The organism is Nostoc sp., from assembly GCF_036917155.1.
In the GTDB taxonomy this organism is placed as follows: Bacteria; Cyanobacteriota; Cyanobacteriia; order Cyanobacteriales; family Nostocaceae; genus Nostoc.
Genome location: NZ_JBALDZ010000059.1, coordinates 40,249 through 49,384, shown reverse-complemented (window position 1 = coordinate 49,384; position 9,136 = coordinate 40,249). Strand labels below are relative to the sequence as shown.

The following is a 9,136-nucleotide window of genomic DNA, read 5'->3' as shown; positions in this document are numbered from 1 at the left end:
GTAGATGCTGGTTTATCATAGTCTGCTTTTACACTTTTACACTCAACCGTATTATCTCGTACTCTTTTTCAAAAATCAAATAGGAGTCCTATATTAGCATAAAGAGCAAGCGCAATTAATATTTAAAATTTAAATTCTCTTCTCTTTCGGAATAGGAACTACTACGGGTGTGCAAAGACACCCGTTTTTGTAAGTTTTTCTTGGATTTTCACTTTTTGTTTCCTTGCAGGGTGGTGATAGCCACCTTTTTTGTTGCCGGAGTGGGAAATCAGTTAGTGATAACTGATGACCGATATCCAAATGCTGAAACTCCCTTTTAAGACTTCTCCCCAAGAATTTGAAAAAGTTACTATTGGTAATTCCCAAATTGGCGAATTAGAGCTACCTAAATATGGCGATATCAGCCCCAATGAGCGCCTATTTATCAAAGCATCTAATCTAGCAGATATTCGCATTGCTGCTGTAAAACTGGCGAAGGATATCGCCACTAAATCGGGTAAAAAAGTAATTGATATTTACAATGCCTTGACTCAAGGAGACAGCGAATCACTGGCAGACTACTTGGAAGAATTTGTCGGCTTCCAAGACTTAATGGACGAGGATTCAGTAGCACGCAATCTAGTACTTGCAACGTTGGTAATTCGCCGACTGGTGGCTGACTGGCAAGTGGAGAATACTGGCGATCCAAATCAAGTTCATCCGCAATTGCTGGCTGAGATAGTTGAATTTGCCAAGAAGGAGGAAGCTGGCTGGCCAGCAGCCGCAACTCCAATCACCGAGGAAGATTTGGGAAACTCGACACCGAACCCAGAGATCCCGATTGGGGAGAAATTTACTGGCGAGTCCGAAGATATTGGCCTCAAGAACGAAGATTCAATTCCAGAAGATTTGGAAACCAGCCAACCTGGATAATTTTACAGGCGCTACATTATGGCGCTAAGTTACACCGTGAGGAGTTGCACTTAGCTGAATTGGGTATTGCTACCCTCACATCGTGTTTTGTCAACTCCAACCGCGATCCGAAATCTGTTGCCGCCAAACCCAGTGATTTCTTTTATTTTACGCCTACTGAGGATGAGAGTGATCGCATTAACTCCGATGCTGCCAATGCTTTCTTTGCCTTGGCTGATACGGGATTGTTGCCTGGGTGGGTGGTAGCTCTTGCGCCTGTGGATAAACTCGCCAAATCACAAGACAGCAACCCTGTGAATCCCGTTGTGTGGATTGGTGAAGGATTGGTGCTGCTACAGCCAGTGGTTGATGATGGGTTGGTCAGATTCCCGCTTGGATTTATTGATGGTGTGAGTGGGGCGATCGCAACAGATGGCGGCGTGGTAAAAGTTCCAGCACTTGGCGAAGCATGGGTGCTTGATGGAGAATTTGCAATTTCTAATTCGGTAGGCAGTGCTTGCCGAATTTAACCTCATGAAAAATTTTTCATGAGGTATGGATATCAGTATTTGCTGCCAACCTGAGACATAAAGCTCACACATTCCTCTTCCAGTTTCTCTAGTTCTTGCGCTCCCTGTTCTTCGCTTACCTCGTCATCTCCGAGTTCTTTCACCATTTGTAAAAGTGTCCATATACCAGCGTAGTATGCGCGGCGCGTTTCCTGCTTCTGGACAGGGGGGCAACCTTTAGGTAAAACTTTTGAAGCGTAATTCAGCCATTCTTGTTCTAGCGTATTCATCATTTTGTCAATATTTGGGTTATGAAAAATTTTCCAACATCTTACAAAATCATCAACGCATTAGCCAGCGCCGCAATCTGCCTTGCGATTATCTGCTTGCCTTCAGTCACCGACCCATGCCGCAACTCATGAATTGCTTGATGCAAACCTGTATGAGCATTACACGCTGCTGCGATCGCTGTCTCTAATACCTGTGGATCTGGTTTGTTTGACATACACAAGGCTTGCACTTATTGGACTGTAGCACTTATTCTTTGTTCCAATCAACCAGCACCCCATCTACACAAACAATCCCCCACTCTGGATATTTGGCAATCATCTGCTTGATAATTATCCGCAAAGCCGGGTCATCATTCCAACATTCTTGGAGAAAGTCAAAATCAAGTTTTTCCCCACCAACCATAAGAGCCATTTTCAGTTTCTCCATTCGCAATGGTCTAACCTTGGATCTAGCAGCGTGGTTTACCGTCGCAGGTATTGCCTCACTCAATTTTTGCACCTGGTAATTGACTACAGATACATTCCATCGCTTCTCAAACTTGCTGAGTGTTGCCCTCATACTGGCGTAATACTTACTGTCTAGCAAATATTGAATTACCCACAATGGAGGGCATTCTCCAACGTCCGCCCTATCCAACCATTCAAATATCTCACTTTGAGTTAATTCTTTTTCTTCTTCAGCAATGGACGCGGCGGCGGAACAAATGCCCTCTCTACGAGACGCTGCGCGAACATGACAGTCTCTCACCTCAACACCACAGTCCTGGTTTTCAGTCCTCTTCGGAGCAGGTTGACTCGGTGCATCATCTACAAGCGCTAGCGTCGTGCAGCCTGTCGCCATAGGCGATTCTTCCTCTTCTGACGCGCTTTCGATATGTGGAGGCGACGCGCCCCCCAAGGGCGTGTGAGCCGTCTCCTCACCATGCAAGTTTTCGTTTTGCGTGTCAGAACCAACTACCCTACCAACAACCTTAGTTGGTTGTTGGTAGGTAGTTAAAGAATTGTTAGCGCCGTGGTTAGGATTTTGAAACTCTTGCTGTATATTGGTTTGAGCTTCCGAAAATGTCAGATTTTGACATTCAGACATCATTTGATGATTTTGGGGCATCACCTGTTGATTTTCTGCTGTCACGGCTTGACTCTCAGGTGTCAAAGGTTGATTGTCAAAATTTTCCCAATAGTGTCTGTTGAAGTAGCCGTGTAAATTTTTGACACGAAAACCAGTTACGCCGGATCTACCAGATTGGGTTTTACTCCTGACTTCCTCAAACTCAAATAGAGCAGCACCGTTGATAACAGCACTGGCTTTCAGAAATGAGTTCCGACTGAGGTTGGTGTCTAATTTGTGCGCTGCCCCACCGTACTGTTCTGCCGCGACGCAATCAAGCCAAAGCTGCTGCACACATGGGGGCTGCTGACGAACCCAGTTGACATCATCAATTGAAACTTTACAGTGTGGTCTGGTGATAGCTTTTTCTGCTTTTTGCCTTTTGCGCTTGTTACCACCGTCAATTATTTGCAATGCTGTGGTCATGACTCACCTCCCCATGAGCGATATTGCTTCAGCACTTGCTGTTTGAGTGCGTCAAATCTCTGTAATTCTTCCTCTGACACAACACCCGTCACTCGCTCAACCTCAGCCCTCTGAATAAGTCTTATCTGATGGCTGGTGATAGCAGGCAGTGCTTTTATCTCAACTTCGTTACCAGGGCGAAACCCACGACGGCGGAACATAAACCTGAAATGTCGTTTATCCTGTGGCGGTAATTTCTCCCACACATCCGCATCCCACCCAGGCGGTATGAAGTCAGATGATATGGGCAGCAGGTTTTGTACTTGGGATTGGAGGAGTGCGATCGCTTCAGTTTGTACTGCTAATTTTTGCTCTAGCTCCACTACTCGCAATTCAATCGCGCCAGACAAAGCTAGTTTCGCTTTTGTAAATGCTTTGACCAATTGCCGTTTGCACCGTCTAACCTGTTCAGTATTGCGGCTATAGGTCATTAACAGAGTTGCTTGGGGTTCCGTTAGAAACGCGACCCTTTCTGTTGAAGTATTGCCCTGGCTGGTTTTGAACTCTCGCGTTTCAAACGCGACAGTCCCCCAATCCTCCTCTATCTCCTCAATGTACTTATCTAAGCTTGCTAGAAAGTTTTTGTGTTGGATGCCTAACTCTTCAGCTATAAGCCGAGAGTCAACAACTAGTAATCCTTCGCGATCAATAACATTCAGTTTGCTCATGGTTGGTGTGGGTGTTTGTGTTGGCGAACGGAATTGACCCCAACTGTAATCAGAGGGATTAATATTTTTTGGTGGTCATGGTTTATGAAAAATTTTTCAGGGATCAGTTAAACACAGTCCGATTTTGGGTGTCATAAGCACAGACCAAAATTTTTATATCCAAATGAAACTGATATTTTTAGGCACTGCAATTGTAGTTTGCGTTCTGGCTGGCTGTTCGTCACAGGGGGCGCAATCTAAACAACCGCTCATTAGCTCGGATTTGACTTATGAGGATTTACAAATACTGCAAAAACAAAAAGAAGAGGAAATTAAGCAATTAAGTCAAGAGTACGAAGACTGTATAGTTCAATATCGGCAAAAAAGTAAGTGCGAATATATAACAGTTAAAGACCAAGCCGCGTGGAAGGAGAGCATAATTTTAACTAGAAGAAGGAATGATGTGGTTATTTTTAATACCATGTCAAGAATTTGTGAACTCAAGCCGGGATCTTCTGAATGCGATGAGGCCCAGAAGCTAAAACAAAAGCTTGCTGACCTTAACAACTACAAGTAGATCCGTTGAAAGCAAAGCGATCACTCTCTCACTTTGGACGAGTGCTTTTAGTTAATTTTCGTTTGTTGAACCGTTCAACAAACGCTGAGAAGAATACTTTCGGAATGAAATGTTTTAAAAAGTGATCGCTGTCCACCAAGGGCGATCGCTTTTTTATGCTGCTTCAACCTCTGCTCTGGACTGCTTTTTTGTTTTGCGCTGAGGAATATCTTCTGGATTCCTCATCTCAAAAAGCTCCCCTACACTTCGACCAAAATAATTACACAGCACCTCAACCGTGCCAACATCAACACGACTGAAATTGTTTGTGAATAACCGATTAATGGTTGTGATGTCCAACCCAGTATCTTTTGCCAGCTGCCTTTGTGACAGCTGTGGATCTTTTTCCGCCATTAAAACGGCCAGCCTACAAAACATCTTCTTGGCTAGCAAATCCACTGGGAATTTTTTCGGGTTTTCTGAAAGATATTTGAGTCGCTCTATCCAAGCTGGGTTGCACGGAGTTTGATTTAGATATGGCTCAAACCAAGCAATTAAAGCCATTTCTATTTCATGTAAAAGGCTAGGCTCAGAAATTTCTAGCCAAGCAATTTTGACATTTTCTAAATGTTGGAAATCGTGATACCGATGATGTTGCCTCCATCGAAAGCGCAAGTCTTTAAACCTACCTATATAAACAAGCCAGCCATTTTCTAGTACAAAGTAAATGCAGGAGATGCTAGGTAAGTTTTGTCTGTTCTTCAAAGGAAGTGATGGCAGATCCGGTAGATAAATTTGTTCAGGGGTAAACAGACTCATGCTGATCTTCTCCTGAAGATCAGCAGTTGACTAACAGCTTTTTCCTGTTTGCGAGAGCGCTTGTTCGTTTTCGGTAGCTCCTCAGTCTCAGGTATTTGGCTGACACCGCTCATATCTGAGTGTGGATCTTCATCAGGAAGCCAAACTAAAAGTTCACCTGGCTGAATTTTATAAGTGGCACAAATTTTATCTAATACGTTGCCTGTAGGTATGTAATTTGGGTCATTACATAAGCGATAAGCCGTGTCTCTGCCAAGCTTTGTCTCTTGCCAGAACTTATATCGGCTTACGCCTCTTTCATCTATAAATTTTTTAATTTTATTTTGCACTGCCATACCTCCATATTCTCATATCTCATACTATAGCTTGTTTCTGCGAATCGCAATACAAGCGAATTCGCATATTGACACTATTACTTATAAATGCGAATATAGATATATAACAAAAGACGACCGCCCACCGTGGAAAGTTAGCGATCGCCTTTTGTAAATCACCCACCATACAGATGGAGTATTCCTATGATGACACAAGCAACAATTAACCAGAAAGCGCTCGTAAAAATCTCAAATGAAGACGATGTGACCTTCACCGACATTGACGGGTTTTACAACTTTGAAGTCACCGTTAAGGGTATTACCATCGCTGAACTTTCCCACGATGCCTTCAACTCTTCAAACCCTTGGTATGTGTCTGTTTCTGGAGTTGAGGTTTACCGCACTTCACTTTATTGTGAGGCAACAGATTGGGTCAAATCCCAGTATGTTGCAGGCACATTAGCTCTTCATCAGCCACAACAAGTTCAGGTATTAACGACTCGTGAGGAACGGGCTGCAACCATTGAAGTACTTGAGCAACACGGCTCGGAGTTTGTAGTCCACAACTGCGAGAATGACCACTATTATGTCGTTCGCCCCAATACGAGCGAAGTTAATCAGCGCTGCGAGTGTGCTGATTGTCATTACAGAGGGACAAAGTGCAAGCACCAAATAGCAGTAGAGAACTATTTGGTGCAGCAACGGTTAGAGCAAGTAATCGTAACAGTTGCAGTCAGTCTTGAAGAGTTATTAGATAAACCCTTTGATGAGCTTACCCGTGATGAGTGGGAGCGATTGAAAGAGACGAGCGTACAAACTCAAAGCATGGAACTGGTAGCAGCATAAACAACTGGGTGGGTACTGCCCACCTGAAAAATTTTTCATGAGGTGAAATCATGTTGAAAGTTGGAAATTTGGTAATTAATTTGAATGCGATCGCCTACGTTGATTTAGAGGCTCAGAAAAGTTACATCGTAGACAGAGAAGAAACTCTTGGTGTGAGGATTCACCTCTCAATGTCTGACAGTGAAGGGAATCCAACAACTCTGTTTTTCAAAGGATCAGTTGCTGAATATTTGCGGAAATATTTCCTTTCAGTAGCTGCTTTGTGCGGGGGTGTGGAATGAGTGACCAACACCTGAAAGGCGGTTTAACTATTCGCAACATCGATGACCTGAGTCGTCTTTCAAATATGCTTGCCAAGTCTGGGTTTTTCTCTGATGCCAAGGAAGCTGCTCAGTGTGGCGTGAAAGTTTTGGCAGGTATGGAGTTAGGATTCGGTGCTATAGCCTCAATGGTTGGGGTGCATATCATTAACGGCAAGCCGTCCATTGGAGCCAACTTAATGGCGGCGGCGGTAAAGCGTTCTGATAAATACAACTACCGGATTACTCGCCATGACAATGATGGCTGCACCATCGTCTTCTATGAAAATGGTGAGGCGATTGGTGAAAGCACCTTTACTCTTGATGATGCCCAGGCTGCTGGTGCATTAGAGGGAAAGAACGGCCACACTTGGAAGAAATTTCCTAGAAACATGATGTTTAACCGTGCAATGTCCAACGGTGTGCGCTGGTATTGTCCAGACATTTTTGCTGGCAGTGTAACATACACCCCAGAAGAATTGGATTTGATGGTTGACGAAGAAGGAAACACGGTTGATATTTCAGCAGTTGACCAACAACCGCCGCTAACGACCGTTCAAACACCACATCCACAGGATTTGCGGGTAAAGCTTATACGCACTTTACTTGACTACCCTGTTGATTTGGTCAAGGAGTGGCTAAGTTTCCAAGATGTTGACCGCCCTAGTCAGCTTGAAGTGAGCAAGGTTGATGAACTAATCAAAGTCATGTGTTTAGCTTGGGCATCAAACAAAATTGACCACCCACTTCATGCTGAGAATTCCTACAAAAAACACGTAATTGCTGTGGTTGCCCAAGGTGGTGACGAATTAGAGGCTGTTCATAAGTGGATACAGCACGTTGAACAGACAAATCACCCCGTAGTAAAAGCTTAACCATAATTTATGAATCTGAAAACTTTGCTAATAGCTGCAAGCGCGGCTCTATTTCTCGTGCAGATTTTTACACCTCCTGTACAAGCTACCAACTTTATGTTGAGCGGAGTCGAAACAAACGGATGTCTTCAAGACTGCCCTCATCATCGAGGCACGGGGAGGAGAGAAGCATGAACTTGGATTCAGTCTCACTTGAAATCGCTCTCAAAGAACAGAGACATGATTTTGTGTGCAACAGCTTGGCGCAAGTCATGACCTTCCTCGAAAAACAAGGTTTCACATTTGATGAAGTGCTGGACGGTTTGGTGAATTACGCCCTTGTTAATTCTTACTCTGTGGATACAGTTTGTGACCTTGTTAAAGCAACACTATCAGCTAGAAAAAAGCATGGTTAGTGAGATGGATAACTGCTGCTTCTTGCGCCGACATAAATGCTTGTACAGAAAGGCTAGACGCGATAAACTTCCACGCCTCATTGACAAATACGGAAACAGATGTTTCTGGTGTGAGTGCCATCTAGTACCAGAGACGATGACCATTGACCACTACATTCCCCTTTCAAAAGCTGGGAGTAACAAAACCGATAATTTACGCCTAGCAAGTTAGCGGCTGTAATCAAAAACGAGGTAACGCCATGCCAGAAGATACACCAGAAATTATTGCCGAGAAATCCTGTATTCGCTTTCCTAGCCATTGGTCACAACCCAAATATCATTTCGGGCAACTGGTAAAACAGGGTCGAATTATTGGGATTGAATACCAATCACCAGGGACAAGAAGGGCTTTCGACTTGGGCAAAGGATGGATTTATGCTGTGCTGCTTGATGACCAGGGGTATGACACAGACCAGCTTAAAGAGTCTGAGATCGAGTTGCCGTCATTAGAAAAGTTAGAAAACGAAATCAACTACGAAAAATCACTTGTTGAGATTCATCAAAATAACAAAGCCGTCTTAACTGAACAATTAGAGGAGTCCCAACATGATTGATTCTGAGCAAAAAATCTCAATTCGCAATGCTTTGCGAGATACCAGAAGAGAAGGGCTGATTAATTTTGTGGAAGATTTGATTGGACTGTTGGATCAAGAGGGTTTTTCGTTCCAAGACCTGTTAGAGGCGCTCTTCTGCTGGGGATATCGTCAAACAATTGTAGATTGCCGATTGTAGATTTGAGATTGACTACACCCACTCTTGGATGCAGCTTCTCTGATTTGAGATTGACGTAAGCGTTGCGTTACCGAGTCCGCGAGCGTCTTTGAGATTTATTCCGCCCACTTTCCTGCTGGGCTTGTACCAATCTCCAATCTCCAATCTCCAATCTCCAATCTTCTCGGTCAACAGTCACCACCACCTGATGAAGTGATTAGGCATTTGGAGAATGCAGTGTCGGAACTGCATCACCTGAGCAGAAACCAAAATAAGAATTAAGGACTTTTCTTTGTCCTGATTGATAAAACCACCCAGCAGTCGGGTGGTTTTTTCTTATCTCTTACGTTCCCAACTCTAGATTACAGCTTG

At 43.9% G+C, this 9,136-nt stretch carries 17 protein-coding genes; 10 read left to right on the top strand and 7 right to left on the bottom strand.

The annotated features are described in order from the left end of the window. The first annotated feature begins 285 nt into the window (after positions 1-285). Positions 286-912: a hypothetical protein gene (locus V7K67_RS08880; protein WP_335166131.1), complete on the top strand. Its 627-nt coding sequence runs from the start codon at positions 286-288 to the stop codon at positions 910-912. Positions 913-956: 44 nt separating this feature from the next. Further along, on the top strand, positions 957-1,421 hold the full coding sequence (locus V7K67_RS08875; protein WP_335166129.1) for a hypothetical protein: 465 nt from the start codon (positions 957-959) through the stop codon (positions 1,419-1,421). 32 nt (positions 1,422-1,453) lie between these two features. Here V7K67_RS08875 and V7K67_RS08870 read toward each other — a convergent pair whose 3' ends face one another. From V7K67_RS08870 to V7K67_RS08855, 4 genes are read right to left on the bottom strand one after another with little or no spacing between them, the layout of a single operon-like run. Continuing rightward, complete coding sequence (locus tag V7K67_RS08870; protein ID WP_335166127.1) at positions 1,454-1,693, bottom strand: hypothetical protein; 240 nt, start codon at positions 1,691-1,693, stop codon at positions 1,454-1,456. 38 nt (positions 1,694-1,731) lie between these two features. Beyond that, on the bottom strand, positions 1,732-1,905 hold the full coding sequence (locus V7K67_RS08865) for a hypothetical protein (protein ID WP_335166125.1): 174 nt from the start codon (positions 1,903-1,905) through the stop codon (positions 1,732-1,734). A 32-nt stretch (positions 1,906-1,937) separates the two neighbouring features. Continuing rightward, on the bottom strand, positions 1,938-3,224 hold the full coding sequence (locus tag V7K67_RS08860) for a hypothetical protein (protein WP_335166123.1): 1,287 nt from the start codon (positions 3,222-3,224) through the stop codon (positions 1,938-1,940). Continuing rightward, a complete protein-coding gene (locus tag V7K67_RS08855) occupies positions 3,221-3,931 on the bottom strand; it encodes a Rha family transcriptional regulator (protein ID WP_335166121.1) in 711 nt (236 codons plus the stop codon). Before V7K67_RS08855 ends, V7K67_RS08860 begins: the two co-directional genes overlap by 4 nt. A gap of 163 nt (positions 3,932-4,094) precedes the next feature. On the opposite strand from V7K67_RS08855, the gene V7K67_RS08850 reads away from it, so the two are divergent. Then, positions 4,095-4,487, top strand: coding sequence for a hypothetical protein (locus tag V7K67_RS08850; RefSeq protein WP_335166119.1), 393 nt, complete (start codon positions 4,095-4,097; stop codon positions 4,485-4,487). Positions 4,488-4,640: 153 nt separating this feature from the next. Here V7K67_RS08850 and V7K67_RS08845 read toward each other — a convergent pair whose 3' ends face one another. Then, the gene (locus V7K67_RS08845; protein WP_335166117.1) at positions 4,641-5,285 is read right to left on the bottom strand and encodes a helix-turn-helix domain-containing protein; all 645 of its coding nucleotides are present in this window, start codon (positions 5,283-5,285) and stop codon (positions 4,641-4,643) included. Beyond that, a complete protein-coding gene (locus V7K67_RS08840) occupies positions 5,282-5,620 on the bottom strand; it encodes a helix-turn-helix domain-containing protein (RefSeq protein WP_335166115.1) in 339 nt (112 codons plus the stop codon). Before V7K67_RS08840 ends, V7K67_RS08845 begins: the two co-directional genes overlap by 4 nt. Before the next feature lie 183 nt (positions 5,621-5,803). Between V7K67_RS08840 and V7K67_RS08835 the strand changes: the two genes are divergently transcribed. The 4 genes from V7K67_RS08835 (at position 5,804) to V7K67_RS08820 (ending at position 8,014) form a co-directional block, all read left to right on the top strand. Further along, on the top strand, positions 5,804-6,445 hold the full coding sequence (locus V7K67_RS08835; protein ID WP_335166113.1) for a hypothetical protein: 642 nt from the start codon (positions 5,804-5,806) through the stop codon (positions 6,443-6,445). A gap of 50 nt (positions 6,446-6,495) precedes the next feature. After that, positions 6,496-6,726, top strand: a complete 231-nt coding sequence (locus tag V7K67_RS08830) for a hypothetical protein (RefSeq protein ID WP_335166111.1) — start codon at positions 6,496-6,498, stop codon at positions 6,724-6,726. Then, the gene (locus V7K67_RS08825) at positions 6,723-7,619 is read left to right on the top strand and encodes a hypothetical protein (RefSeq protein WP_335166109.1); all 897 of its coding nucleotides are present in this window, start codon (positions 6,723-6,725) and stop codon (positions 7,617-7,619) included. The genes V7K67_RS08830 and V7K67_RS08825 overlap by 4 nt, the downstream gene beginning before the upstream one ends. A gap of 170 nt (positions 7,620-7,789) precedes the next feature. After that, entirely contained in the window at positions 7,790-8,014 is a 225-nt protein-coding gene (locus V7K67_RS08820; protein ID WP_335166107.1) for a hypothetical protein, read from the top strand. Here the strand turns inward: V7K67_RS08820 and V7K67_RS08815 are convergent. Then, positions 7,995-8,135 (bottom strand): hypothetical protein, encoded by a 141-nt coding sequence (locus V7K67_RS08815; RefSeq protein WP_335166059.1) that lies wholly within the window; start codon positions 8,133-8,135, stop codon positions 7,995-7,997. The genes V7K67_RS08820 and V7K67_RS08815 overlap by 20 nt on opposite strands. A gap of 15 nt (positions 8,136-8,150) precedes the next feature. On the opposite strand from V7K67_RS08815, the gene V7K67_RS34320 reads away from it, so the two are divergent. From V7K67_RS34320 to V7K67_RS08805, 3 genes are read left to right on the top strand one after another with little or no spacing between them, the layout of a single operon-like run. Then, entirely contained in the window at positions 8,151-8,225 is a 75-nt protein-coding gene (locus V7K67_RS34320) for an HNH endonuclease (protein ID WP_442943792.1), read from the top strand. Between the two features lie 28 nt (positions 8,226-8,253). Further along, complete coding sequence (locus V7K67_RS08810; RefSeq protein ID WP_335166057.1) at positions 8,254-8,607, top strand: hypothetical protein; 354 nt, start codon at positions 8,254-8,256, stop codon at positions 8,605-8,607. Then, positions 8,600-8,785 (top strand): hypothetical protein, encoded by a 186-nt coding sequence (locus V7K67_RS08805; RefSeq protein WP_335166105.1) that lies wholly within the window; start codon positions 8,600-8,602, stop codon positions 8,783-8,785. Before V7K67_RS08810 ends, V7K67_RS08805 begins: the two co-directional genes overlap by 8 nt. The last annotated feature ends 351 nt before the right edge of the window (positions 8,786-9,136 follow it).